This is a genomic window from Streptomyces sp. NPDC054834 (assembly GCF_053611185.1).
The window spans coordinates 42785-67157 of the sequence record NZ_JBSGZV010000050.1; the positions used below are offsets into that span (position 1 = coordinate 42785).

The window sequence follows — 24373 nt, forward strand, 5'->3', positions numbered from 1 at the left end:
TTCGTTTTCGAGCTGAAGACGAAGGATGTGCGCCCCCGAGCACGTCGGCAAACTCAACTTCTACGTAAGCGTGGTCGACCGGATGGTCCGCGACCCGCAGCGCGACGACAGCACCATCGGTTTCCTCATCGGCGCCCACCACAACCAGGCCGCGGTCCAACTCGCCCTCGACGCGAGCAACAACCCGCTCGCCGTGGCCAACTACTCGACGCTCTCACCCGCCGACCGCGAACTCGTCCCGAAGGAAGAGGACTTGACCCGGGTGGTTCAGCAGGCCATCGGCGACATCGGTCAACTCCCTTAGTGTGACGCACATCTCTGTACGCCTACCCTCCAGTAACCTTACGGTTCCCCTCGCGCCACCCTCACGCACGATCATGCTCACAACACCGGCAGCGTATGGAGTGAGAGGACCCCCCACCGATGAGCAGACGACGCCCCTGGGCGCTGCGCATATCCGCGACCGCCGTATCGGCGGCCGCCTTCGTCGCCATGGCCGCCCCGGCCGACGCCGCGACGACCAGCACCACCGCCACCGCCGCCACCGCCGCCAAGGTGGACTACGCCACCTGGCAGAAGGACTGCCAGACGGTCATGGACCAGGCCCTGCCGTACCTGGAGCAGCGCATCGCGGCCGCCAAGCCTGGCGAGAAGCAGGCGATCGTCTTCGACATAGACAACACCACGCTGGAGACCGACTTCGGTTTCAGCTACCCGCAGCCGGCCAACAAACCCGTCCTGAACGTCGCCGAGTACGCCCAGGAGCACGGCGTCTCCCTGTTCTTCGTCACGGCCCGCCCGGGCATCATCTCCGCGCCCACCGAGTGGAACCTCGAGCACGACGGTTACGACGTCTCCGGTCTCTACGTCCGCGGCCTGTTCGACCTGTTCAAGGACGTCGCCGCCTACAAGACGGCCCAGCGCGTCGACATCGAGAACAAGGGCTACACGATCATCGCGAACATCGGCAACAGCGCCACCGACCTCTCGGGCGGCCACGCCGAGAAGACGTACAAACTGCCGGACTATGACGGGCAGTTGTCCTGACCCTTCCGGTCGACTCCAGGTAGCCTCACCTCCGTTCGCACGCGTGCGGGGGTGAGGCGGATGGATCCGGCGGTCATCGGCGGCAAACTGGCGGGGGCCCTGGTCGGCCCACTGGTGAAGAAGGTGCTCCCATCGAACCAGCCGGGCGCCGGGCTGGTCGACAAGCCCGTACGACTCGCCGATCTGGTATCCCTGCGGGGCGAGAAACGCGTCCTGCGCGAGAAGGAACTGCGCCGACTCGCCGAACGGTTGACCGGTCAAGCGGTGGAACGGCCTGGCGAGTCCCCCTTCCCGCCCGACGAGCAGACCGCCGTCGCCGACGCCCTGGCCGGTCGCCTCCTCGCCCTCGGCGACCTGGACATGGACGCCGTCCACGCCGTCCGCCTGGGCGAGCGCGAGCTGGCTGTGCGGCTGCGGCGCGGCGCCCCCGCGATCGACGGGTTGTCCACGGACGCCTGCCTCTTCCTCGACTCCGCGACGGAATCGGCGTGCCTGCACATCCTGGAGTTCTTCACGCGGCGGTCGACCTTCGTACCCCGCGCCCTGGTCGAACAGGCCCGGGGACAAGTCGAGATGGGCCGCAAGGTCGACGAACTGATCGCGCGAACCCCGCGCCCCGACGACCGGGACACCGCCTTCGAGCACCGCTATCTGCCGTACGTCGCCGAGCACCACAACCACATCACCATCTACGGCATCGACCTGCGCGACTCCCCCGACCGCTGGCCGCTCCAGGTCGCCTACCTCAGCCTGGAGGCGACCACCGCGGAGGAGGTCCCGCGCGACATGGCCCCGGACGAGCGGCCGCCCGCAGCAGCAGGCCGACTGCCCGCCGAGGAGGCGCTACTCGCCGACTCCCGCGTCCTGCTGCGCGGCGACGCCGGCTCCGGGAAGACGACCCTGGTGCAGTGGCTGGCGGTCACCGCCGCCCGGACCGGCGACCGCGTCCCCTACGTCCTCCCCCTGCGCACCCTGATCCGTACAGGTCCGCTCCCGCCTCCGGCCGACTTCCTCAAGGCAGTGAGCTGCCCGCTGACCCCACCGGAGGGCTGGGCCGAGCGCGTCCTGACGGCGGGCCGCGCCCTGGTCCTCGTGGACGGCCTGGACGAGATCCCGGCCGCCGACCGCCACCGCACCCGCGACTGGCTCCGCTCCCTGCTCCAGGCCTACCCCGGAAACCGCTGGCTCCTGACCTCCCGCCCGTCGGCCGTACGCCCCGACTGGCTGGCCCAGGAGGGCTTCCGGGAACTGGCGCTGGCCCCCATGCGCCGCTCCGAGGTCACGACGTTCGTGCGGCGTTGGCACGAGGCGGCGCAGGCTCCGGAGTACGAGGCCCCCCTCCTGGACTCCTTGCGTACCAAGCGCGACCTGGCCCGCCTCGCCACCAACCCCCTGATGTGCGGCCTGATCTGCGCGCTGCATCGCGAGCGCCGCGGCTATCTCCCCACCGGCCGCAAGGAGTTGTATGACGCCGCCCTCGCGATGCTCCTCGCCCGCCGGGACCGGGAGCGGGGCATGGGCGCGGTGGACGGCGTGGAGCTGGGCGAGGAGGTCCAGCTGGAGCTGTTGCAGCGACTGGCCTACGCGCTGGTGCTGAGCGGCCGCACGGAGATGGACGTCGAGACGGCCGAGGGGATCGTGGAGCGCTCGCTGCCTACGGTGGCGTCGGCAGCAGGGCAGGGTGACGCGGCGACCGTACTGCGCACCCTCCTGCTGCGCAGTGGCCTGCTACGTCAGCCGGCCGAAGGTGTCCTGGACTTCGTCCACCGTACCTTCCAGGACTACCTGGGCGCCCGCTACGCCGTGGAGGAGGGCCACCTCGACGTCCTCGTCAGCCACGCCGACGACACCCAGTGGGAGGATGTCATCCGCATGGCGGTGGCCCACGCCCGGCCTCGGGAGCGGGCTTCGGTCCTACGGCAGTTGCTGGCCGGCGACTCTCCTCGGCTCCCTCTGCTGGCGCTGGCTTGCCTGGAGCATGCGGCGGCCTTGGACCCGTTGGTGCGGCAGGACGTGGAGTTCTTTGCGGGCATGCTGATCCCGCCTCGTACGACTGAGGACGCTCGGGCTCTGGCCGATGCCGGACCACTGGTGCTGGAGTTACTACCGGGGCCGGAGGGGCTGACGGATGAGGAAGCCCTGGGCGTCACGGTCACCGCGTCGGCCCTGGGTACGGAGGAACCAGAGGGAGCGCTGGCCATTCTGCGGCGGTTTCGGGAGCATCCGCACCTCGGCGTGCGCCGCCAGCTCGTGGGGACCTGGGGCCACTTCGACACGGAGCAGTACGCGGCCGAGGTGTTGGACCACCTGAATCAGGCGAACCTCCTGCTGACCTGCGAGTCGGCCGAACAGCTCTCGGCCCTGAACCGGATGCGCCACTGGCCCCAGCTCTCCTTCCGCGGCCCGCTCCGGATCGAGGACATCCTGGCCGCCGTACCGGCACCCGAAACAGTGACGGCGATCGACCTTCAGGACAACCCCCATCTCACGGATCTGGGCGCCCTGGAGCCCTTCAGCTCGCTCGATCAGCTGTGGCTGGACGAATGTCAGGCGGCCAGAGGGTTCGAGGCCCTGTCCGCGCTGCCACTGCGAGGTCTCGTCTTCGGCGGTGTCTCAGATGTGACCGGTCTGGGTTCCTTGCGATCACTCGTCCGCCTTTCCGTGGACCAGGAGTTGCCCGGCACCGAACTCACGGACAGCTTGCCGGTCGACGCGCCACTGGAATTCCTGTTCGTGGGCCGCGACAGCACAAAGGGCACCGGGCTGCGCGGACTGCAGCACTGGGCCCGCCTGGACGCACTCAGCTTGGGGCCGCTCACCACCGAACTGACCGCAGCCGATTGGCAAGAGGTCACCGCACTACCCGGCTTGACCCACTTGTTCCTGCACGCACGGATCCTCCGGGAGCTTCCGCACTCCATCGAGCTGATGCCGGAACTGCCGGGCGTAGAGGTGCTGCAGGTTTTCTCCCTGCAAGGGACAGAGGACCTCTCGTCCTTGGCGCCCCGGCTTCCGGGAGTCCGCTCGGTGATCCTGCAGAACCGCCCGGGCCGCACCATCCCTGCCGCCCGTTTCAGGAGGTCTTTCCCGGACGTGGATGTCACCGTCGACCAGCACTGAGAAAGGGGCCGGTGCCCGAAAGCACCGGCCCCTCTCACTCAGCCACTGGCCGTGACGCTTACGCGTCCTTGCTCAGGTTGGGTCCAGCCCCACCCGCGGCCTGCTCGATCGGCGGGACGTCCGGGAGGGCCGACTTCTCCTCACCCCGGAAGGTGAAGGTCTTGGCCTCGCCCTCGCCCTCGGTGTCCACGACCACGATGTGACCGGGGCGCAGCTCGCCGAAGAGGATCTTCTCGGAGAGGCTGTCCTCGATCTCGCGCTGGATCGTGCGGCGCAGCGGCCGGGCGCCCAGCACGGGGTCGTAGCCCTTCTTGGCCAGCAGTTCCTTGGCGGGCTGGGAGAGCTCGATGCCCATGTCCCGGTCCTTCAGGCGCTCGTCCACCTTGCCGATCATCAGGTCGACGATCCGGAGGATGTCGGCCTGGGTCAGCTGCGGGAAGACGACCACGTCGTCGACGCGGTTGAGGAACTCGGGGCGGAAGTGCTGCTTGAGCTCGTCCGACACCTTGTTCTTCATGCGCTCGTAGTTGGTCTTCGTGTCACCCGAGGCCGCGAAGCCCAGGTTGAAGCCCTTGGAGATGTCCCGGGTGCCGAGGTTGGTCGTCATGATGATGACCGTGTTCTTGAAGTCCACGACCCGGCCCTGGGAGTCGGTCAGGCGACCGTCCTCCAGGATCTGGAGCAGCGAGTTGAAGATGTCCGGGTGCGCCTTCTCCACCTCGTCGAAAAGGACGACGGAGAACGGCTTGCGGCGGACCTTCTCGGTCAGCTGGCCGCCCTCTTCGTAGCCCACGTAGCCGGGGGGCGAACCGAAGAGCCGCGACACCGTGTGCTTCTCGCTGAACTCCGACATGTCGAGGGAGATCAGCGCGTCCTCGTCACCGAAGAGGAACTCGGCGAGCGCCTTGGACAGCTCGGTCTTACCGACACCGGACGGGCCGGCGAAGATGAACGAGCCACCCGGACGCTTCGGGTCCTTCAGACCGGCACGCGTACGGCGGATCGCCTTCGACAGCGCCTTGACGGCGTCGTTCTGGCCGATGACCCGCTTGTGGAGCTCCTCCTCCATGCGGAGCAGGCGAGAAGACTCCTCTTCCGTGAGCTTGAAGACGGGGATGCCCGTCGCCGTGGCGAGGACCTCGGCGATCAGCTCGCCGTCGACCTCGGCGACGACGTCCATGTCGCCGGCCTTCCACTCCTTCTCCCGCTTGGCCTTGGCGGCCAGGAGCTGCTTCTCCTTGTCGCGGAGGGAGGCGGCCTTCTCGAAGTCCTGCGAGTCGATCGCGGACTCCTTGTCCCGGCGGACGGCGGCGATCTTCTCGTCGAACTCGCGCAGGTCCGGCGGAGCGGTCATCCGGCGGATGCGCATCCGGGAGCCGGCCTCGTCGATCAGGTCGATCGCCTTGTCCGGCAGGAAGCGGTCCGAGATGTAGCGGTCGGCCAGGGTGGCGGCCTGGACCAGCGCCTCGTCCGTGATGGAGACGCGGTGGTGCGCCTCGTAACGGTCGCGCAGACCCTTGAGGATCTCGATGGTGTGCGGGAGCGAGGGCTCGGCGACCTGGATGGGCTGGAAGCGGCGCTCGAGGGCGGCGTCCTTCTCCAGGTGCTTGCGGTACTCGTCCAGCGTCGTGGCGCCGATCGTCTGGAGTTCGCCGCGGGCCAGCATCGGCTTCAGGATGGAAGCGGCGTCGATGGCGCCCTCGGCGGCACCCGCACCGACCAGCGTGTGCAGCTCGTCGATGAACAGGATGATGTCGCCGCGGGTGCGGATCTCCTTGAGGACCTTCTTCAGGCGCTCCTCGAAGTCACCGCGGTAGCGGGAGCCGGCGACCAGCGCGCCGAGGTCCAGGGTGTAGAGGTGCTTGTCCTTGAGGGTCTCGGGCACCTCGCCCTTGACGATGGCCTGGGCGAGGCCCTCGACGACGGCGGTCTTGCCGACGCCGGGCTCACCGATCAGGACCGGGTTGTTCTTGGTACGGCGGGACAGCACCTGCATGACCCGCTCGATCTCCTTCTCGCGCCCGATGACCGGGTCGAGCTTGGACTCACGAGCGGCCTGGGTGAGGTTCCGGCCGAACTGGTCGAGGACCAGGGACGTCGAGGGGGTGCCCTCGGCAGGCCCGCCGGCGGTGGCGGTCTCCTTGCCCTGGTAGCCGGAGAGCAGCTGGATGACCTGCTGCCGCACCCGGTTGAGATCAGCACCCAGCTTGACCAGGACCTGGGCGGCGACGCCCTCGCCCTCACGGATCAGGCCGAGCAGGATGTGCTCCGTGCCGATGTAGTTGTGGCCCAGCTGAAGGGCCTCGCGGAGCGACAGCTCCAGGACCTTCTTGGCACGGGGGGTGAAGGGGATGTGCCCGGACGGGGCCTGCTGGCCCTGGCCGATGATCTCCTCCACCTGCTGGCGGACCGCCTCGAGCGAAATCCCGAGGCTCTCAAGGGCCTTGGCGGCGACACCCTCACCCTCGTGGATCAGGCCCAGGAGGATGTGCTCGGTGCCGATGTAGTTGTGGTTGAGCATCCGGGCTTCTTCCTGAGCCAGGACGACAACCCGCCGCGCGCGGTCGGTGAACCTCTCGAACATCGTTAATCGCTCCTCAGAGCGGTCAGGCAGTGGGGGGAACTTCCCCTCCCTGTCCTTCCGCAGCTTAGTCCCGCAAGCGGGGACCGCTCATTCCAACTGCCGACACCGTCGATGGCCTCCTGACCCGTGACGCCGACATCTGCTCCAACCCGATGGTGCGAGACGATGTTCCCGCAGGCCAGGCACTTACCCCTGTCGTCAGTACGCCGATGGCGAACGTGAGACAAGCCCGTTCTGCGCGTCGCCCCCTCCCACTAGGGATGTCTTACCCGTACGCGCTGACAGTCCATGCCGCGCGCACCGGTTCGCTCCGCTATGGGCGAACAACCTTGCGCCCCTCCGCGCCCCCCGAGTGCCCTCTTTCGGACACCGTTCGCAATCGCTCGTACACCCAGCGTAACCCGGAGCCTGTTTCGGCGGTTGCTCTTGTCATGGTTGGCACTGCCCCCGTGGTCCCCATGGTCCCCCTCCCTCGTCGACCGCTCGACTCGAACGCCGGAATCCGGCACTGGTACGAGAACGATCTGGGGTGGGCCACGGTGCCGGGATCGCGGCTACGGCTCGTCACCGGCTTGCGCTTCGACGTCCTGGACGTGCCGGCCGAGGCGGGCGTGGCCGCGCTCAGGCGCCTGGGGCCGGGCTCTCCGGTGGCCGTGCAGGGCGACCGGATGCGGCTGCTGGTGGCCGCGGGCAGCGCCGAGGAGCTGCCGGGGCTGCTGGACTGGCTGGAGTGGGGCGCGCTGGCGCTCGATCTGGTGGCGCTGGGCGCGGACGGGCGCATGGATGCGCCGGTGCCTCCCGAGCCGGCTTCCACCGGAGTCCGACCGTTTTCCCCGGGCGGCTCCGGTGTTCTTGCCGTCCCGGACGTCCTCCAGGGGGCCGCCGTATGGCTGCGGCCCCCCGAGCCGGGGTGCGAGGTCGAGGCTTCGCTGCCGACGCTGTCGGCCTTGGGGGGCGGCGCGGGCGCCCCCGATCTCGTACGACTGGTGGACACAGTGGCAACGCATTGTCACCGTGTCCGGCTGCGGCGCGTGTGCGCTCAGCCGTTGGCCTTCTCGTAGGCCTCGCGGATGGTCGCGGGAACACGGCCGCGGTCATTGACCTCGTAGCCGTTCTCCTTCGCCCAGGCGCGGATCTGCGCGGTGTCCTGGCTGCCGCCGGAAGCGGCACGGGCCTTCCCACGCCCGCCCGCGGAACGGCCTCCGGTACGACGACCGCCCTTCACATAGGGCTCGAGAAGTCCGCGCAGATTGTCCGCATTGGCTGTCGTGAGATCGATCTCGTACGTCTTGCCGTCCAGCGCGAACGTCACGGTCTCGTCCGCCTCGCCGCCGTCGAGGTCGTCGACAAGAAGGACCTGAACCTTCTGTGCCACCGGATTTCCTTTCATCGATAACGTTAGGGCCGGGGGTGTGCGGCGCCCGCCGTTTCGCCGACCCCCTGTTATATGCAGTACTGCAGTACGTCGGAAAGCAAACCGCTTTTGCCGGAAAAACACAAACCCCTGGGAGAGACTCAGGGACCGCTCAAGACCGGAAACATGCGCGTTTCGGACATAGGGCGCGCGGGCAATGCCCGATGATCACAGATGCAGAAGCATCCGGCTGTTGCCCAAGGTGTTCGGTTTCACTCGTTCGAGACCGAGGAACTCCGCGACGCCCTCGTCATAGGAACGCAACAGCTCCGCGTAGACATCGGTGTCGACGGGTGTCTCCCCGATCTCCACGAAGCCGTGCTTCCCGAAGAAGTCCACTTCGAAGGTCAGACAGAAAACGCGGCGAACGCCGAGCCAGCGGGCGGTCTGAAGCAACTTCTCCAGCAACTGGTGGCCGACGCCAGCGCCCTTCAGGCCGGGCTTCACCGCGAGAGTGCGGACTTCCGCAAGGTCTTCCCACATCACGTGCAGTGCGCCGCAGCCGAGCACCTCGGCGTTGTCGTCGCGTTCGGCGACCCAGAACTCCTGGATGTCCTCGTAAAGAGTCACGGTCGCTTTGTCGAGCAGGATGCGGTCGCGGACGTACACGTCGAGGAGGCGGCGCACGGCCGGGACATCGCTGGTCCTCGCCCGCCGGACGGTGATGGCTTTTGCGGTGACTTCGGGACGCTCTGCTGACATGAGCGGACGCTATCGCCCGCCGCGCTCCCGCACCGAGCCGGGGTTCTCTTCGCCGGTATCGGGGGAGGTATGGGCGGCGGTATCGGGGCCGGTATCCGCCGGGGCGCTATCCGCAGGGCCCTGGACGATGCGTACGGCGTCCCTGAGGGCCTGGCGCTGTTCCTCGCTCATCATCCCGAAGAACGCGACGAGAGCGGCGGCCTGGTTGTCGCTCTGCGACCAGGCGTCGTTCATCAGTGCGGCGGCGTAGGCGGCCCGCGTGGAGACGGCCTCATATCGATAGGCCCGGCCTTCCGCCTCGCGGCGCACCCAGCCCTTCTGATGGAGATTGTCCAAAACGGTCATGACCGTCGTGTACGCGATCGACCGTTCTCGCTGAAGGTCTTCCAGGACTTCTCGTACGGTCACCGGGCGGTTCCACTTCCACACCCGCGTCATGACCGCGTCTTCGAGTTCTCCCAATGGCCGGGGCACACCTCAGAACAATAGTGGGAGATCCCGGCAATGGCGTGCCGAACGTGCACTTTCTGCGCAAACGCGAACAAAAGGGCGTACGCCACGACCGGCCGCGCGGTCCTTCTCAGGCGTCGGTGCCGGCGGAGGCCTGGCGGGCGCCCTCCGTACGCGCGAGCGCGGCGTCGACGGCCGCGTCCTCCTTGGCCTTGGCGGCGCCGCCCTGGGTCTTCACGATCACCCTGACCACACCGACGAAGAAGACGGCCATGACGACCGGGGGTACGAGCGCGGAGACGTAGTCCATGCCTCCAGGGTAGCCACGGGGATTCGCCCGGATCGGCAGGGGTGCGCTCAGACGGCGGCGAGCCGCCGGGAGGGCTCCTCTGACGGAGGGGCAGGCTTGCGGCGCGGGAAGACCTCACCCGGGGTCGGAATGGGCCGCTGCGGACGGGGCGCGACGGGCGTGACGGGCTCGGCGGGCTTCCGGTCGGGTTTCTCCGCGGGCTTCTCGGCGGGCTGGTCGGCGCCACCCTCGCCCGATTCCGCGCACCGGCCCCCCGGGAGGACCGGCAGCGGCGTACGGCAGGCCGGTACGGTCACGGCGCACCTCTCGAGCAGGGCCGCCGCGGCCGGATTCCCGCGCAGGGCCCCCAGCGCGGCCAGATCGTCGGACGTCGGCCGGTGCCCCGCGCGCAGCGCCTCCTCCAGGAGCGCCAGATAACCGGTGGCCGTACCGGGCAGCGCGGCCCGGTACCTGGCCAGGTCCGCCACCACGAAGGCGCGCAGCCTGGCCCCCTCGCGCATCGCCTCGTCGAGCGACTCGGCAAGCCGGAAACACTCCTGCACGTCCTCGGCCGAAGCCGGGCCGGGATGAAGGGCAAGGGCGAGAGCACGGCGGAGCACACGCAGCTCCTCCACACCGAACGCCATGCCGCCGCGGGTTCCGTGTGGCGTGGGCATGCGCCGACGATACGCGCTAATCGGACAAACTCGACATAACCCAGCCCGTGTGGCGCGACCCAGCCACCCCCCCGGAGGCCGTTCGGTCCGAAACGGAGGTCCGGGGCGGAGCCCCCGCTTGGGGCGACGAAAGGCGCGTGGGTGCTCTCACATGCGGGACACGTTCCGTTCGTACACCAAGCGCAGCCCCACCAACGTCAGCCACGGCTCGTGTTCGTCGATCACCGAGGACTCGCCCAGCACCATCGGCGCCAGCCCACCCGTCGCGATCACGGTCACCTCGTCCGGATCGTCGGCCAGCTCCCGCGCCATCCGGCTCACCACGCCGTCGACCTGCCCGGCGAACCCGTACACGATCCCGGCCTGCATCGCCTCGACCGTGTTCTTGCCGATGACACTGCGCGGCCGGGCCACCTCGATCTTGCGGAGCTGCGCGCCCTTGACGCCCAGCGCCTCGACCGAGATCTCGATACCGGGGGCGATGACCCCGCCGACGTACTCCCCGCGCGCGGAGACCGCGTCGAAGGTCGTGGCCGTACCGAAGTCCACGACGATCGCCGGGCCGCCGTACAGCTCGACGGCGGCCACCGCGTTGATGATCCGGTCCGCCCCGACCTCCTTGGGGTTGTCGGTGAGGATCGGCACGCCGGTCTTCACCCCGGGCTCCACGAGCACCGCGGGCACGTCGCCGTAGTAGCGCCGCGTCACCTCACGCAGCTCGTGCAGCACCGACGGCACGGTCGCGCAGATCGCGATCCCGTCGATCCCGTCGCCCAGTTCGTCGCCGAGCAGCGGGTGCATGCCCATCAGGCCCTGGAGCAGTACCGCCAGCTCGTCCGCCGTCCGGCGCGCGTCCGTCGAGATCCGCCAGTGCTCGACGATGTCCTCACCGTCGAACAGGCCCAGAACGGTGTGCGTGTTGCCCACGTCGATCGTGAGGAGCATGACCGTTACTCCGCCTCACGCAGGTCCAGGCCGATGTCCAGGATCGGCGAGGAGTGGGTCAGGGCGCCCACGGCGAGGAAGTCGACGCCGGTCTCGGCGTACGCGCGGGCGTTGTCCAGGGTGAGCCGGCCGGACGCCTCCAGCAGGGCCCGCCCGTCGACGAGCGCCACGGCCTCCTCGCACTCCATCGGCGTGAAGTTGTCCAGCAGGATCAGGTCGGCGCCCGCGTCCAGGACCTCGCGCAGCTGGTGCAGGGTGTCGACCTCGACCTCGATCGGCACCTCGGGGAAGGTCTCCCGTACGGCCTTGAAGGCCTGCGCGACCCCGCCCGCGGCGACGACGTGGTTGTCCTTGACCAGGGCCGCGTCGGAGAGCGACATGCGGTGGTTGACGCCCCCGCCGCAGCGCACCGCGAACTTCTCCAGCGCCCTGAGCCCCGGTGTGGTCTTGCGGGTGTCCCGCACCTTGGCGTCGGTGCCCTCCAGCACGTCCGCCCACGCACGCGTGGCGGTCGCGATGCCCGACAGGCGGCACAGGATGTTCAGCGCGCTGCGCTCGGCGGTCAGCAGGTCACGGGTGCGCGTGGTGACCGACAGCAGCTTCTGCCCGGCCTCCACCCGGTCCCCGTCCTCTACGTGCCGCTCGACCTCGAACTCGTCCGTGCAGACCACGGAGACCACGGCCTCGGCGACCCTGAGGCCCGCCACTACGCCCGCCTCGCGTGCGGTGAAGTCGGCGGTGGCCACCGCGTCCTCGGGGATGGTCGCGACCGTCGTCACGTCCACGCCGTGGGCGAGGTCCTCCTGGATGGCCACGTTGGCGATGTCCTCGACCTCCACCGGGTCGAGTCCGGCGTCGGCCAGGAGCTGCGCGAGCGCGGGGTCGAGCCCGCACTCCGCGTATTCGTCGTATCCCGCGTCCGCGTCCGCGCCGCAGGCGCAGCCGTCGCCGCAGCCGCCGGACGAGGCGAGGGGAAGGTCGGGGGTGCTCACGTGACTCACTGCTCCTGGGGACGCTGCTGCCGGGTCGGGGGGAAGTCTGCGGTGTCGGTGGTGCGCACGGCCAGCGACCGGTCGGGATTCAGCCGTACGACGATGTGGCGGCGCCAGTTCGCGTCGTCGCGGCCGGCCCGGTCCTCGCGCCAGTGGCAGCCGCGGGTCTCCTCGCGCAGCCGCGCGGCGGCGACCAGGACGCGGGCCACGCACAGGAGGTTGGTGGCCTCCCAGGTGTCGACGCCGGGCTCGGCGGTCTTGCCGTTCTCCTCGAGGGCGTCACGGGCCTCGGAGTGCAGCCGCTGAAGCTGGTCGGCGGCCTTGGCGAGGGACTCCTCCGAGCGCAGGACGCCCGCGCCCTCGGTCATGATCCGCTGGATCGCGAAGCGGGCCTCGGGGGCGAGCAGGGGGTGCGCCGGCCTCTCGGGGTCCGGGACGGGCTCGGGCACGCGCGCGTGGAGGCCCTCGGCCGTGTGGCCGGCCGCGATGTCGGCGGCGATGCGCTCGGCGTAGACGAGGCCCTCCAGGAGGGAGTTGGAGGCGAGCCGGTTGGCCCCGTGCACGCCGGTGCAGGCGACCTCGCCGCACGCGTACAGGCCCGGGACGGTGGTCCGGCCGCGGGAGTCGGTGCGCACGCCCCCGGAGGCGTAGTGAGCGGCCGGGGCGATCGGGATGGGCTCGGATACCGGGTCGATGCCGTTCGCACGGCAGGCGGCCAGGATCGTCGGGAAGCGGTGCTCCCACATGTCGGCCCCGAAGTGCCGGGCGTCGAGGTACATGTGCTCGGCGCCCTGCTCCAGCATCCGCCGCAGGATGCCCTTGGCGACGATGTCCCGGGGCGCCAGCTCGGCCAGCTCGTGCTGCCCGACCATGAAGCGCACGCCGTCGCCGTCGACCAGGTGGGCGCCTTCGCCGCGCACCGCCTCGGAGACGAGCGGCTGCTGCCCCTCCGCGTCCGGGCCGAGGAACAGCACGGTCGGGTGGAACTGCACGAACTCCAGGTCGGAGACCTCCGCGCCCGCGCGCAGCGCCAGCGCCACGCCGTCGCCGGTGGACACCGACGGGTTGGTGGTGGCGGAGAACACCTGGCCCATGCCGCCGGTCGCGAGGACCACCGCGGGGGCGTGCACGGCGCCCACGCCGTCGTGCTGGCCCTCGCCCATGACGTGCAGGCTGACACCGGCCGTACGGCCCTCGGCGTCGGTCAGCAGGTCCAGCACGAGCGCGTTCTCGATCGTGCGCACCCCGCGCGCGTGCACGGCCTCCACGAGCGCCCGGGAGACCTCCGCGCCGGTGGCGTCGCCGCCCGCGTGCGCGATCCGGCGCCGGTGGTGGCCGCCCTCGCGGGTGAGGTGGATGTCGCCCTCGTCGTCGGTGTCGAAGTGGGCGCCGGTGGAGATCAGCCGCCGTACGGCGTCGGGGCCCTCGGTGACGAGGATCCGTACGGCCTCCTCGTCGCACAGGCCCGCGCCCGCGACCAGCGTGTCGTCGAGGTGCTGTTCGGGGGTGTCGCCCTCGCCCAGGGCCGCGGCGATGCCGCCCTGCGCCCAGCGGGTGGAGCCGTCGTCGAGGCGGGCCTTGGTGACGACGACCGTCGTCAGGCCCGCCGCCTCGCAGCGCAGGGCCGCGGTGAGGCCGGCCACTCCGGAGCCGACGACGATCACGTCCGCGGAGATGGACCACCCGGGTGCGGGCGCGTACAAGCGGGGGCGAGCGCGAAGCGCTCCCGCTTGAGGGTGGTGGGCGACGGGCGGGCGTATGCCTGTGCTGGTCACGAGGCGGCTCCGAGGGTTCCGAAGGTGAGGGGGAGGTTGTCGATCAGCCGGGTCGTGCCGACCCGGGCGGCGACGGCCAGGACGGCTTCGCCGGTGAAGTCGTCGCCGATCTCGGTGAAGTCGGACGGGTCGACCAGCGCGAGGTAGTCCAGCTGGAGCGGCGGGTCGAGGCGGGCGGCCTCGTCGAGGACCTGGCGGGCCGCCGCGCGGACGGCCGCCGGGCCGCCCGGGGCCGCCTTGGCGACGGCGTGCGCGTCGGCCGCCGCGCGGGACTCCCCTATGGCGCTGAGCGCCTCGGCACGCGCACGTGTGGCGGGCACCTCGCGGGCCCGCGCGAGCAGCGCCTCCTGGGCGACGTGCCGGTCGCGGCCCGCGAACAGGGACAGGGACAGGGAGAGGGCCGTGCGCCGCTCCCGGGGCGAGAGGTAGCGGTTGCGGCTGGACAGGGCCAGGCCGTCCTCCTCCCGCACGGTCGGTACGCCGACGATCTCCACGCCGAAGTTCAGGTCCCGCACCATGCGGCGGATCAGGGCCAGCTGCTGGGCGTCCTTCTGCCCGTACAGCGCCACGTCGGGGCGGGTGAGGTGCAGCAGCTTGGCGACGACCGTCAGCATGCCGTCGAAATGCCCGGGGCGGGAGCCGCCCTCCAGGCGCTCGCCCATCGGGCCCGCGGAGACGCGCACCTGGGGTTCGCCGCCCGGGTAGACCTCGTCCACGGCGGGAGCGAACACGGCGTCCGCGCCGGACTGCTCGGCGAGCTTGAGGTCGGCGTCGAGGGTGCGCGGGTAGCGGTCGAGGTCCTCACCGGCGCCGAACTGAAGCGGGTTGACGAAGACGGTGACGATGACCTCGCCGTCCGGCCCGGCGATCTCGCGCGCGGTGCGGATCAGTGTGGCGTGGCCCTCGTGCAGGGCGCCCATGGTCATCACGACGGCGCGGCGGCCCCGGCGCACACGCGCGTGCAGCTCGTCGGCGGTGCTCAGCAGGGCGGCGGTCATCGCAGGTCTCCGTTCCCGGGCGCGCACGTCGCCGGGCGGCCCTCCGTCGCGGTCTTGAACCCGGTCCCGGTCATCGGCCGTCTCCCTCGGTGCCGTCGGTGCCGTCGGTGCCGCCGGGCCCCGCGGCCCCGGCCGCCCCGTCGGCGAGTACCCCTAGGAGGTCCTCCGCGAGTTCCGGCTTCAGCAGTCCGTGGGCGAGCGCGCGGTCGGCGGTCGCGCGGGCCATCGCCAGATAGCCGGCGACGGCCTGCGGGGCGTGCGCCCGCAGCTCCGCGACGTGGGCGGCGACGGTGCCCGCGTCCCCGCGCGCGACGGGCCCGGTCAGCGCCGCGTCGCCGGAGCGCAGGGCGTTGTCCAGGGCGGCGCCGAGCAGCGGGCCGAGCATCCGGTCGGGGGCCTCGACACCGGCCGTGCGCAGCAGCTCCATGGACTGGGCGACCAGCGTGACCAGGTGGTTCGCGCCCAGCGCGAGGGCGGTGTGGTAGAGCGCGCGGTTCTCCTCGGCGATCCACTCGGGCTCGCCGCCCATCTCGATCACGAGGGCCTCGGCGGCCAGCCGCAGCTCCTCGGGCGCGGTGACGCCGAAGGAGCAGCCGGCGAGCCGCTGAACGTCGACGGGGGTGCCGGTGAAGGTCATCGCGGGGTGCAGGGCCAGGGGCAGCGCGCCCGCGCGCAGGGCGGGTTCGAGCACCCTGGCGCCGTACCGCCCGGAGGTGTGCACGAGCAGCTGTCCCGGGCGTACGGCCCCCGTCTCGGCAAGGCCGGTGACGAGGCCGGGCAGCGTGTCGTCCGGCACGGTCAGCAGGACCAGGTCGGCGCGCTGGAGGACCTCGGCGGGCGGCACGACCGGCACGTCCGGCAGGAGCAGCGCGGCCCGCCGCCGGGAGGCGTCGGAGACGGCGGAGACGGCGACCGGGCGGTGCCCGGCGAGTTGCAGGGACGCGGCGAGCGCGGGACCCACGCGGCCGGCGCCGATGACGCCGACGGTGAGCCGCGCTGGGCGGTCCTTGGAGTCTTGCTGGTGGACTGTGGTCACGCGACGACGGCCTTCCCGTTCCAGTCCGCTCTGGGTACCGGACGATTTCTCGTCATGTTAACGCTATCGGGTCGAGGGCCGGTCGGTTGTCCACAGGCTGTGGGTTTCCACACGGTCCGGGGGACCTGAAATCCGGTGTCCGGGCAGGGCGGGGCCACGGCATGATCCGGGGCATGAGCGATACGGCGGAGCAAGGCGCGCAGCAGGGCCCGGGACAGGGCGGCGAGCAGGGCGGGGAGAAGTCGGCACAAGAGCGGTTGCGGGAGCGGCGCGCCGCCGCTTTCCAGCAGTCCCGGCGCGTGCTGTCGCGCGGGGGTTTCCGGACCACGATCGGGGAGCGTCTGGCGCATCTGCAGGAGGCGGCACCCCAGGTGTACGACCTGGACGAGCCGGCCGACATGTACGGCAACGGGGTCGTGGCCGCCCTGGAGGAGCGGGTCGCCGCGCTGCTGGGCACCGAGGCCGCCGCGTTCTTCCCGACCGGCACGATGGCTCAGCAGGTGGCCCTGCGCTGCTGGGCGGGCCGCACCGGCAACCCCACCGTCGCCCTGCACGCGCAGGCCCATCCCGAGGTGCACGAGCGGAACGCGTTCAGCGAGGTGAGCGGACTGCGCCCGGTCCGGGTGACCGACGAACCCCGGCTCCCCACGGCCGCGGAGATACGCGACTTCGAGGAACCCTTCGGGGCGCTGATGCTGGAGCTGCCCCTCAGGGACGTCGGTTTCGTGCTGCCCACCTGGGAGGAGCTCGGCGAGGTCGTCGCGGCGGCCCGGGAGCGCGACGCGGTGGTGCACTTCGACGGCGCGCGCCTGTGGGAGACCACCGTCCACTTCGGGCGTTCCCTGGACGAGATCGCCGGACTCGCCGACAGCGTCTACGTGTCGTTCTACAAGTCCCTCGACGGCTTCGGCGGCGCCGCGCTGGCCGGCCCGAGGACCCTGGTGGAGGAGGCGAAGACCTGGCGGCACCGGTACGGCGGCATGGTGTTCCAGCAGTTCCCCACCGCCCTGTCGGCGCTGGTCGGGCTGGAGCGGGAGCTGCCCCGGCTGCCGGAGTACGTGCGCCACGCGCGCGTGGTGGCCGCCGCGCTGCGCGAGGGGTTCGCCGCGGCCGGGCTGCCCTGGGCGCGTGTGCACCCCGAGGAGCCGCACACGCACGAGTTCCAGGTCTGGCTGCCGTACGAGCCCGATGTGCTGGCGGAGGCGGCGGTGCGGCAGGCCGAGGAGACGGGGACCCTGCTGTTCGCCATCGGCTGGCTGCGCGGCGGGCCGGGCCTGGCCTTCACCGAAGTCGTCGTCCGGGCCGCCGGCCTGGAGTGGACGGCGGCCGATGTGAAGGCGGCGGTCGCGGACTTCGTGGCCCGGCTGCCGGAGGAGAAGTAACCGCAGGACACGGAGTGCGTGGGGCGGCGGTCTCAGTCGAACCGGATGTGCCGCAGCCCCACGCCCACCTGCCTCATCCGGGTCCGTAGCGGGCCCTCGTGGTTGGGGCGCAGGGTGAGGCCGGCCAGGCCGGCGATGCGGTCCGCCGTCTCGGGGACGCTGGAGTGGTCCGTCCGCAGGTGCTCGGCGAACTCCGGTTCGCGCAGCCGCTCCAGGCAGTGGTCGAGTTGGCTCACCGCCCAGGTCTCCCTGCCCAGCCCGGCGTTCTTCCCGCCGGCGAACTGAAGGAGATGGCCGAAACCGCGTTCCCGTAGCCGTCTCAGCACGGTCTCGCGTTCGGCGAGCAACGTGAAGTGCCGTACGTCATGGCCGAGTTCGCGCAGGCGGCCGACGGTCTCGGCGAAGTGGCCGGAGTCGGTGACCGTCATCGGGGCGATGACCACGCCGTCGTGCTCGGTGAGGGCGAGGTCGAGCACCTCTACGACGCCCTGCCGCCAGGCGGCCAGGTCCTGGAAGTTTCCGCGGAGGCCGGGCGGAAGCATGCGGTGAAGGCCGAACCCGGCGTGCTCGGGATCGCAGATGACGCTGCCGGGCAGGCGGCGCCGTATCTCGTGCGCGGTCTGTGTCTTACCGCCCCCGAAGGGGCCGTTGATCCACAGGAGCATGGGTCAGCCGTGCCCGCCGGCCCGTACGATCCCCGTCTCGTAGGCCAGGACCACCACCTGCACCCGGTCCCTGAGGCCCAGTTTGGTCAGAATGCGGCCCACATGGGTCTTCACGGTCGCCTCGGACAGCACCAGCCGGGCGGCGATCTCGCCGTTCGACAGGCCCTGGGCGACCAGCACCATGACCTCGCGCTCGCGGTCGGTGAGCCGCTCCAGCTCCCTGTGCTGCGGTTCCTTGCCGGCGGAGGGCAGCATGGGCGCGAAGCGGTCCAGCAGCCGGCGGGTGGTGGACGGTGCCACGACGGCGTCGCCGCTGTGCACGGAGCGGATGGCGGCCAGCAGGTCGCCGGGCGGCACGTCCTTGAGCATGAAGCCGGAGGCGCCCGCCTTGAGCCCGGAGAACGCGTACTCGTCGAGGTCGAAGGTGGTCAGGATCAGCACCTTCGGCGGTTCGGGCTCCAGGCAGATGCGGCGGGTGGTCTCCACGCCGTCCAGCTTCGGCATGCGTACGTCCATCAGGATCACGTCGACCGAGGTGGAGCGCAGCACCTGGAGGGCCTCGACGCCGTCGCCCGCCTCCGCGACGACCTCCATGTCCGGCTGGGCGGCGAGCACCATCCGGAACCCGGTGCGCAGCAGCACCTGGTCGTCGACGAGCATCACGCGGATCGTCATCGGGGCCTCTTCCGTTCTTCAGCGGGGGTCGTGGGGCGGGTGGGTCGTGCGCGGGCGTGACAGGTGTCACCGCGGGGCGTGCGTCGGCGTCAGTGCGCCGCTTTGAGGGGCAGCAGGACGCTGATACGGAAGCCTCCACCGGGGCGCGGGCCCGCGTCCAGGGTGCCGCCGACCATACCGACCCGCTCCCGCATGCCGATCAGGCCGTGGCCCTGGCCGTCGGCGCCGCCCTCCTCGTACAGCTCGTGCGGGGCGCCCTTGCCGTCGTCCTCGACGAGCAGGCCGAGGCCGTCGTCGAAGTAGACCAGCCGCACGCTGGCGCCCGCGTTGGGCCCGCCGTGCTTGCGGGTGTTGGTCAGCGCCTCCTGCACGATCCGGTACGCGGTGAGCTCGACGCCACTGGGCAGCGGGCGCGGGGTGCCCTCCACCTTGAAGTCGACGGGCAGGCCGGAGGTGCGGCACTGCTCGACCAGGTCGTCGATCTGCTCCACGTCGGGCTGCGGGACGTACTCGCCGCCCTCCTGGTGCTCGCCGGTGCGCAGCACGCCCAGCAGGCGGCGCATCTCGGCGAGGGCCTGACGGCCGGTGGAGGAGATCGTCTCCAGGGCCTTCTTCGCCTGGTCGGGCGCGGAGTCGAGGACGTAGGCGGCGCCGTCGGCCTGCACCACCATCACGGACACGTTGTGCGCGACGACGTCGTGCAACTCGCGCGCGATGCGTGCGCGTTCGGCGGCGACCGCGACCTTGGACTGCGCCTCGCGCTCCTTCTCCAGGCGTGCGGCGCGCTCCTCCAGCTGCGCGAAGTAGGCGCGGCGGGTGCGCATGGAGTCGCCGAGCACCCAGGCGAGGGCGAACGGCACCGTCTGGAACACCACGACCGCGATGCGGGCCAGGCCTGCGGGCTCGTCGGCCGGCCAGCGGATCTGCGCCAGGGTCGCCGCGCACAGGCTGATGCCCAGGGCGAGCCGCGAGGCCCAGCGGGCGCCGACCGTGGCGACCGTGTAGGTGATCACCAGCATGGCGAAGTCGGCGACGGTCGTCTCGACGTCCAGGATCAGCTGGGCCAGGCCGGTCGCGGCGGCCAGCAGCAGCATCGGCTCCGGAAAGAGGCGGCGCAGCGCGACGACCACGCACAGGACGGCGGAGACGGCCAGTCCGGCGGCGATGGGCATGTGGTGGTCCGGCGCCCCGTTGACGCTGGTCACGCTCACGCAGGAGAGCCCGAACAGGACGACGGCCCAGAAGGTGTCGACCCACGTCGGGTGTCTGCGGAGGAAGTCATAGAGGCGCTGCACGTAACCCAGAGTAGGGAAGAGTGAAGTGTGCGGGGGTCAACCGGAGGGCCGATCCGCTCCCGACCGGCATACTCCGCAAGGTGGAGGACGTGATCACCTGTGCGCCTAGTCTGTCCTGGTGAGGGATGAGAACTCCGGTGAGTGGCGGGGCTGGCGGGCGGCCACCGAGGCGGCCCTGTACGGACCCGGCGGCTTCTACCGGCGGCCCGAGGGACCGGCCGGGCACTTCCGGACCTCCGTCCACGCGTCGCCGCTGTTCGCGCGGGCGGTGGCACGGCTGCTGTGCCGGGTGGACGGGGCGCTGGGGCGGCCGGGGACGCTGGACTTCGTCGACCTGGGGGCCGGGCGGGGCGAGCTGGTCGCGGGTGTGCTGGCCGCGCTGCCGGCCGAGGTGGCTTCCCGCGCGCGCGGGCACGCCGTCGAGCTGGCCGACCGCCCGGCGGGGCTCGACGACCGGATCGCCTGGCTGAGCGAGCCGCCCAGGGGGATCCGCGGGCTGCTGTTCGCCAACGAGTGGCTGGACAACGTACCCGTGGAGGTCGCGGAGGTGGACCCGGCGGGCGTGCCCCGGCGGGTGCTCGTGCGGGAGGACGGGCGCGAGCGGCTCGGAGAGCCGGTGTCGGGGACGGAGGCCGAGTGGCTGGCGCGGTGGTGGCCGCTGCCCCCCGAGGAGGGGCTGCGGGCGGAGATCGGGCTGCCCAGGGACACCGCGTGGGCGTCGGCCGTCGCGCGCGTCGAGCGGGGGCTGGCGGTCGCCGTGGACTACGCGCACACGGCGGACACGCGTCCGCTCTTCGGGACGCTCACCGGTTTCCGGGAGGGGCGCGAGACGGCGCCCGTGCCGGACGGGTCGTGCGACATCACCGCGCATGTGGCCCTGGACGCGTGCGCGGCGCACCCCACGGCGCGTGCACTCCCCGGCGCGCGCCTGCTCGTCCAGCGCGACGCCCTGCGCGCCCTGGGCCTCACGGGCGCACGCCCCCCGCTCGCACTGGCGTCCACCGACCCGGCGGAGTATGTACGCGCCCTGGCGAGCACCGGTGAGGCCGCCGAGCTGACGGCGCCGGGCGGCCTCGGGGACTTCGGGTGGCTGCTCCAGCCGATCGGGGTCACGGACGTACCGGACCTGGACGTACTGGACCTATTTGTCGATGTCCCCGACCACGAAGAACATTGAGCCCAGGATCGCCACCATGTCCGCCACCAGCGTCCCCGGCAGCAGCTCGGTCAGCACCTGGATGTTGTTGTACGAGGCCGAGCGCAGCTTCAGCCGGTACGGGGTCTTCTCGCCCTTGCTGACCAGGTAGTAGCCGTTGATGCCGAGCGGGTTCTCGGTCCACGCGTACGTGTGGCCCTCGGGCGCCTTCAGGACCTTCGGCAGCCGCTGGTTGATCGGGCCGGGCGGCAGCTCCGCGAGCCGGTCCAGGCAGGCGTCGGCCAGGTCCAGCGCGTTGTGGGTCTGCGCCAGGAGGCACTCGAAGCGGGCCAGGCAGTCGCCTTCCCGCCGGGTGACGACCTCCAGGACGTCCTGGAGCTCCCCGTACGCCAGGTACGGCTCGTCGCGGCGCAGATCGAAGTCGACGCCCGAGGCGCGCGCGACGGGCCCGCTCACGCCGTAGGCGTGCACGGCCTCCGGCGAGAGCGTCCCCACGCCCCGGGTGCGCCCTCGGAAGATCTCGTTGCCGAGCACCAGGTCGTCGAAGACGTCCATGCGCGAGCGGACGGCGGCGACGGCGGCACGCGCGCGTGCGGCCCAGCCGGCCGGCAGGTCCTCCTTCAGGCCGCCGACGCGGTTGAACATGTAGTGCATGCGCCCGCCGGAGACCTCCTCCATGACGTTCTGGAGCACCTCGCGCTCCCTGAACGCGTAGAAGACCGGGGTGATGCCGCCCAGCTCCAGCGGATAGGAGCCCAGGAACATCAGGTGGTTCAGCACCCGGTTCAGCTCGGCCAGCAGCGTCCGCGTCCACACCGCGCGCCCCGGGACCTCCATGCCGAGCATCCGCTCGACGGCGAGCACCACGCCCAGCTCGTTGGAGAAGGCCGACAGCCAGTCGTGGCGGTTGGCGAGCATGATGATCTGGCGGTAGTCGCGCGCCTCGAAGAGTTTCTCCGCGCCGCGGTGCATGTAGCCGATCACCGGTTCCGCGTGCAGGATGCGCTCGCCGTCCAGCACCAGCTTCAGCCGCAGCACGCCGTGCGTGGACGGGTGCTGGGGGCCGATGTTCAGCACCATGTCGGTGCTCTCCGCGGCGCCGCCGATCCCGACCGTGGTCTCCGTCGCGGGGATCGCGGGGGTCGCTGGGGTCATGGACGTCATGGACACAGTCTCCCCTACGTAGGCTGACCGTATGGAGACGGGGAGCGGGGAAGGCGGCGCGGCGACGGCGGCCGAGCCGGTGTGGCGGGGACTGCCCCCGGGCCTGCTGCGGATGCGGCGGCTGCTGCTGGTGCTGTGGCTGGGAGCGGTTGCGCTCGCCGTGGGACTGCTGCCCGGGCTGCTCGCCGGGCCGGGGTGGGCCGCGTTCGCGCTGCTGCCGCTGGCCCTGATGGCGTGGGGCTGGGTGCTGCTCGGCCGCAACTGGCGGTCCTGGCGCTATGCCGAGCGTGCCGACGACCTGCTGATCAGCCGCGGTGTGCTGTGGCGCGAGGAGACCGTCGTACCGTACGGGCGGATGCAGCTGGTCGAGGTGACCTCCGGGCCCGTGGAACGGTACTTCGGGCTGGCGAGCGTGCAGCTGCACACGGCGGCCGCCGCCACCGACGCGGCCATCCCCGGCCTCGACCCGGCCGAGGCGGAGCGGCTGCGTGACCGGCTCACCGAGCTGGGCGAGGCCCGATCGGCGGGGCTGTGACGGCGCCGGAAGCAGCCGACGGCATACGACAGGTCCCGCCCGTGGCCGAGCGGCGGCTGCACCCCGTGACACCGTTCCGGCGGGCGTGGGCTCCGGTCGCCGTGCTCGCCGGGTGGGCCGCGCACGACCCGAACCAGGCGCAGGCGCAGCTGACGAGGCTGACCACGACCATGCTCCTGGCCGGGCTCGCCGTGCTGGTCCCGGCGGCCTCCCTCTACGGCTTCCTGTCCTGGTGGTTCACGCACTTCGCGGTGACCGACACCGAGCTGCGCATACGCACGGGCCTGTTCTTCCGGCGCACCGCCCACATCCGGCTGGAGCGGATCCAGGCCGTCGACATCACCCAGCCGCTGCTCGCGCGCGTGGCCGGTGTCGCCAAGCTGCGGATCGACGTCGTAGGGGCCGACAAGAAGGACGAACTCGCCTTCCTCGGCGAGGGCGAGGCCCGGGCGCTGCGCGCCGAACTGCTCGCGCGCGCGGCCGGTTTCGCACCGGAGGCGGCGCGCGAGGTGGGTGAGGCGCCGGCGCGGGAGCTGATGCGCGTACCCCCGCACAAGCTCGCCATCTCGCTGGTGCTGACGGCCGCCACGTGGGGCTCGTTGGCGGCCGCCCTCGTCGTCCCGCCCCTGCTGTGGCTCGCCACCCACAGCGTGTGGACGGTGCTCGTCACCGGGCTGCCGTTCCTCGGCGCGGCGGGCGCGCACACCGTGGGGCGGTTCGTCGGGGAGTACGACTGGACGGTGGCCGAGTCCGCGGACGGGCTGCGGATCGACCACGGGCTGCTCGACCGCACGCACGAGACGGTGCCGCCGGGGCGGGTGCAGACCGTACGGATCGTCGAGCCGCCGCTGTGGCGGAGGCGCGGGTGGGTGCGGGTGGAGCTGTACGTGGCCGGGTCGTCCAACTCCGTGCTGGTGCCGGTCGCTCCGCGCGCGGTCGCCGAGTCCGTCGTCGCGCGGATACTGCCCGGGGTGACGGTCCCCTCCGCTCCGGTACGGCCGCCGCGCCGGGCCGGGTGGTGCCTGCCGGTGTGGTGGCGGGGCCACGGCATCGCGGTCACGGACACCGTCTTCGCCGCCCGGCACGGACTGCTGCGCCGCAGCCTCTCCCTGGTCCCGCACGCCAAGGTCCAGAGCGTACGGCTCACCCAGGGCCCCTGGGCGCGGCTGTGGCGCCTCGCCGACGTCCACGTGGACACCGGAGCCGGCAAGACGGTCACGGCCCGCCTGCGCGACGCGCACGAGGCCGCGGCGCTGCTCCACGCCCAGGCGGAACGCTCCCGAACGGGCCGCCGGGACGCGGGGCCGGAACGCTGGATGAGCTAGGCCCAGCCGGCCGGGAGCCCATGCGGGACAACTGGGAGGCCCGGCCCCCCTCTCAGCCCGCCCGGAGTCCGACGCCGAGGCGACCCACGCTGCGCTGGGGGCTCCGCCCCCAGACCCCCGGTCTATGCCCACCCACCACCCGTGCGG

The 24373-nt window shown here is 71.5% G+C and carries 23 protein-coding genes; 8 read left to right on the top strand and 15 right to left on the bottom strand.

The genetic code is table 11. The annotated features are described in order from the left end of the window. Positions 1 to 25: 25 nt before the first annotated feature. The 3 genes from ACWGJM_RS40755 to ACWGJM_RS40765 all read left to right on the top strand — a co-directional run bounded on the left by ACWGJM_RS40755 (position 26) and on the right by ACWGJM_RS40765 (position 4167). A complete protein-coding gene (locus ACWGJM_RS40755; protein WP_453416814.1) occupies positions 26 to 304 on the top strand; it encodes a PDDEXK nuclease domain-containing protein in 279 nt (92 codons plus the stop codon). 119 nt (positions 305 to 423) lie between these two features. Then, positions 424 to 1047 carry an HAD family acid phosphatase gene (locus ACWGJM_RS40760; RefSeq protein WP_453416815.1) on the top strand — a complete coding sequence of 208 codons (624 nt, stop codon included), beginning with the start codon at positions 424 to 426 and terminating at the stop codon, positions 1045 to 1047. A gap of 60 nt (positions 1048 to 1107) precedes the next feature. Next, entirely contained in the window at positions 1108 to 4167 is a 3060-nt protein-coding gene (locus ACWGJM_RS40765; RefSeq protein WP_453416816.1) for an NACHT domain-containing protein, read from the top strand. 58 nt (positions 4168 to 4225) lie between these two features. On the opposite strand, the gene ACWGJM_RS40770 is transcribed toward ACWGJM_RS40765, so the two are convergent. Beyond that, complete coding sequence (locus ACWGJM_RS40770) at positions 4226 to 6751, bottom strand: ATP-dependent Clp protease ATP-binding subunit (protein WP_453416817.1); 2526 nt, start codon at positions 6749 to 6751, stop codon at positions 4226 to 4228. A 458-nt stretch (positions 6752 to 7209) separates the two neighbouring features. Between ACWGJM_RS40770 and ACWGJM_RS40775 the strand changes: the two genes are divergently transcribed. Beyond that, entirely contained in the window at positions 7210 to 7812 is a 603-nt protein-coding gene (locus ACWGJM_RS40775) for an SCO3374 family protein (RefSeq protein ID WP_453416818.1), read from the top strand. Here the strand turns inward: ACWGJM_RS40775 and ACWGJM_RS40780 are convergent. From ACWGJM_RS40780 to ACWGJM_RS40825, 10 genes are all read right to left on the bottom strand, one after another. Then, a complete protein-coding gene (locus ACWGJM_RS40780; RefSeq protein WP_361446004.1) occupies positions 7791 to 8126 on the bottom strand; it encodes a histone-like nucleoid-structuring protein Lsr2 in 336 nt (111 codons plus the stop codon). The two genes, ACWGJM_RS40775 and ACWGJM_RS40780, sit on opposite strands and share 22 nt — an antisense overlap. A 207-nt stretch (positions 8127 to 8333) precedes the next feature. Continuing rightward, positions 8334 to 8867 (bottom strand): amino-acid N-acetyltransferase, encoded by a 534-nt coding sequence (locus ACWGJM_RS40785; protein WP_453416819.1) that lies wholly within the window; start codon positions 8865 to 8867, stop codon positions 8334 to 8336. A gap of 9 nt (positions 8868 to 8876) precedes the next feature. Beyond that, positions 8877 to 9305, bottom strand: a complete 429-nt coding sequence (locus ACWGJM_RS40790) for a BlaI/MecI/CopY family transcriptional regulator (protein WP_453416832.1) — start codon at positions 9303 to 9305, stop codon at positions 8877 to 8879. Positions 9306 to 9447: 142 nt separating this feature from the next. Beyond that, positions 9448 to 9627, bottom strand: a complete 180-nt coding sequence (locus tag ACWGJM_RS40795; RefSeq protein ID WP_453416820.1) for a hypothetical protein — start codon at positions 9625 to 9627, stop codon at positions 9448 to 9450. Positions 9628 to 9674: 47 nt separating this feature from the next. Then, the gene (locus tag ACWGJM_RS40800) at positions 9675 to 10283 is read right to left on the bottom strand and encodes a hypothetical protein (protein ID WP_453416821.1); all 609 of its coding nucleotides are present in this window, start codon (positions 10281 to 10283) and stop codon (positions 9675 to 9677) included. A gap of 147 nt (positions 10284 to 10430) precedes the next feature. Next, the gene (locus tag ACWGJM_RS40805) at positions 10431 to 11228 is read right to left on the bottom strand and encodes a type III pantothenate kinase (protein WP_361446019.1); all 798 of its coding nucleotides are present in this window, start codon (positions 11226 to 11228) and stop codon (positions 10431 to 10433) included. A 5-nt stretch (positions 11229 to 11233) separates the two neighbouring features. Then, positions 11234 to 12220 carry a carboxylating nicotinate-nucleotide diphosphorylase gene (nadC, locus tag ACWGJM_RS40810; protein ID WP_453416822.1) on the bottom strand — a complete coding sequence of 329 codons (987 nt, stop codon included), beginning with the start codon at positions 12218 to 12220 and terminating at the stop codon, positions 11234 to 11236. Positions 12221 to 12225: 5 nt separating this feature from the next. Then, positions 12226 to 13980 (bottom strand): L-aspartate oxidase, encoded by a 1755-nt coding sequence (locus ACWGJM_RS40815; protein ID WP_453416833.1) that lies wholly within the window; start codon positions 13978 to 13980, stop codon positions 12226 to 12228. Between the two features lie 11 nt (positions 13981 to 13991). Continuing rightward, positions 13992 to 14993 (bottom strand): pantoate--beta-alanine ligase, encoded by a 1002-nt coding sequence (gene panC / locus ACWGJM_RS40820; protein WP_453416823.1) that lies wholly within the window; start codon positions 14991 to 14993, stop codon positions 13992 to 13994. 70 nt (positions 14994 to 15063) lie between these two features. Beyond that, positions 15064 to 16029, bottom strand: a complete 966-nt coding sequence (locus tag ACWGJM_RS40825) for a Rossmann-like and DUF2520 domain-containing protein (RefSeq protein ID WP_453416824.1) — start codon at positions 16027 to 16029, stop codon at positions 15064 to 15066. A gap of 173 nt (positions 16030 to 16202) precedes the next feature. Here ACWGJM_RS40825 and ACWGJM_RS40830 point away from each other — a divergent pair, with 173 nt between their 5' ends. After that, positions 16203 to 17411, top strand: coding sequence for a threonine aldolase family protein (locus tag ACWGJM_RS40830; RefSeq protein ID WP_453416825.1), 1209 nt, complete (start codon positions 16203 to 16205; stop codon positions 17409 to 17411). Between the two features lie 32 nt (positions 17412 to 17443). Here ACWGJM_RS40830 and ACWGJM_RS40835 read toward each other — a convergent pair whose 3' ends face one another. The 3 genes from ACWGJM_RS40835 to ACWGJM_RS40845 form a co-directional block, all read right to left on the bottom strand. After that, positions 17444 to 18076, bottom strand: coding sequence for an AAA family ATPase (locus tag ACWGJM_RS40835; RefSeq protein ID WP_453416826.1), 633 nt, complete (start codon positions 18074 to 18076; stop codon positions 17444 to 17446). A gap of 3 nt (positions 18077 to 18079) precedes the next feature. After that, the gene (locus ACWGJM_RS40840) at positions 18080 to 18751 is read right to left on the bottom strand and encodes a response regulator (RefSeq protein ID WP_453416827.1); all 672 of its coding nucleotides are present in this window, start codon (positions 18749 to 18751) and stop codon (positions 18080 to 18082) included. 89 nt (positions 18752 to 18840) lie between these two features. Then, entirely contained in the window at positions 18841 to 20046 is a 1206-nt protein-coding gene (locus tag ACWGJM_RS40845) for a sensor histidine kinase (RefSeq protein ID WP_453416828.1), read from the bottom strand. Between the two features lie 118 nt (positions 20047 to 20164). Between ACWGJM_RS40845 and ACWGJM_RS40850 the strand changes: the two genes are divergently transcribed. Then, positions 20165 to 21223, top strand: a complete 1059-nt coding sequence (locus ACWGJM_RS40850; protein ID WP_453416829.1) for an SAM-dependent methyltransferase — start codon at positions 20165 to 20167, stop codon at positions 21221 to 21223. Here ACWGJM_RS40850 and ACWGJM_RS40855 read toward each other — a convergent pair. Then, positions 21188 to 22357: an NADH-quinone oxidoreductase subunit D gene (locus ACWGJM_RS40855; protein WP_453416834.1), complete on the bottom strand. Its 1170-nt coding sequence runs from the start codon at positions 22355 to 22357 to the stop codon at positions 21188 to 21190. The genes ACWGJM_RS40850 and ACWGJM_RS40855 overlap by 36 nt on opposite strands. 40 nt (positions 22358 to 22397) lie before the next feature. On the opposite strand from ACWGJM_RS40855, the gene ACWGJM_RS40860 reads away from it, so the two are divergent. After that, positions 22398 to 22901 carry a PH domain-containing protein gene (locus ACWGJM_RS40860; protein WP_453416830.1) on the top strand — a complete coding sequence of 168 codons (504 nt, stop codon included), beginning with the start codon at positions 22398 to 22400 and terminating at the stop codon, positions 22899 to 22901. Then, positions 22898 to 24226, top strand: a complete 1329-nt coding sequence (locus ACWGJM_RS40865) for a PH domain-containing protein (protein WP_453416831.1) — start codon at positions 22898 to 22900, stop codon at positions 24224 to 24226. Before ACWGJM_RS40860 ends, ACWGJM_RS40865 begins: the two co-directional genes overlap by 4 nt. The last annotated feature ends 147 nt before the right edge of the window (positions 24227 to 24373 follow it).

Excerpts from the sequence above, each read along its gene's own strand:
- ACWGJM_RS40755 (WP_453416814.1), top strand. The coding sequence starts at position 26 with ATGTGCGCCCCCGAGCACGTCGGCAAACTCAACTTCTACGTAAGCGTG.
- ACWGJM_RS40760 (WP_453416815.1), top strand. The coding sequence starts at position 424 with ATGAGCAGACGACGCCCCTGGGCGCTGCGCATATCCGCGACCGCCGTA.
- ACWGJM_RS40765 (WP_453416816.1), top strand. The coding sequence starts at position 1,108 with ATGGATCCGGCGGTCATCGGCGGCAAACTGGCGGGGGCCCTGGTCGGC.
- ACWGJM_RS40770 (WP_453416817.1), bottom strand. The coding sequence starts at position 6,751 with ATGTTCGAGAGGTTCACCGACCGCGCGCGGCGGGTTGTCGTCCTGGCT.
- ACWGJM_RS40775 (WP_453416818.1), top strand. The coding sequence starts at position 7,210 with ATGGTCCCCCTCCCTCGTCGACCGCTCGACTCGAACGCCGGAATCCGG.
- ACWGJM_RS40785 (WP_453416819.1), bottom strand. The coding sequence starts at position 8,867 with ATGTCAGCAGAGCGTCCCGAAGTCACCGCAAAAGCCATCACCGTCCGG.
- ACWGJM_RS40790 (WP_453416832.1), bottom strand. The coding sequence starts at position 9,305 with ATGACGCGGGTGTGGAAGTGGAACCGCCCGGTGACCGTACGAGAAGTC.
- ACWGJM_RS40795 (WP_453416820.1), bottom strand. The coding sequence starts at position 9,627 with ATGGACTACGTCTCCGCGCTCGTACCCCCGGTCGTCATGGCCGTCTTC.
- ACWGJM_RS40800 (WP_453416821.1), bottom strand. The coding sequence starts at position 10,283 with ATGCCCACGCCACACGGAACCCGCGGCGGCATGGCGTTCGGTGTGGAG.
- ACWGJM_RS40805 (WP_361446019.1), bottom strand. The coding sequence starts at position 11,228 with ATGCTCCTCACGATCGACGTGGGCAACACGCACACCGTTCTGGGCCTG.
- panC (WP_453416823.1), bottom strand. The coding sequence starts at position 14,993 with ATGACCGCCGCCCTGCTGAGCACCGCCGACGAGCTGCACGCGCGTGTG.
- ACWGJM_RS40830 (WP_453416825.1), top strand. The coding sequence starts at position 16,203 with ATGAGCGATACGGCGGAGCAAGGCGCGCAGCAGGGCCCGGGACAGGGC.
- ACWGJM_RS40835 (WP_453416826.1), bottom strand. The coding sequence starts at position 18,076 with ATGCTCCTGTGGATCAACGGCCCCTTCGGGGGCGGTAAGACACAGACC.
- ACWGJM_RS40840 (WP_453416827.1), bottom strand. The coding sequence starts at position 18,751 with ATGACGATCCGCGTGATGCTCGTCGACGACCAGGTGCTGCTGCGCACC.
- ACWGJM_RS40855 (WP_453416834.1), bottom strand. The coding sequence starts at position 22,357 with ATGACCCCAGCGACCCCCGCGATCCCCGCGACGGAGACCACGGTCGGG.
- ACWGJM_RS40860 (WP_453416830.1), top strand. The coding sequence starts at position 22,398 with ATGGAGACGGGGAGCGGGGAAGGCGGCGCGGCGACGGCGGCCGAGCCG.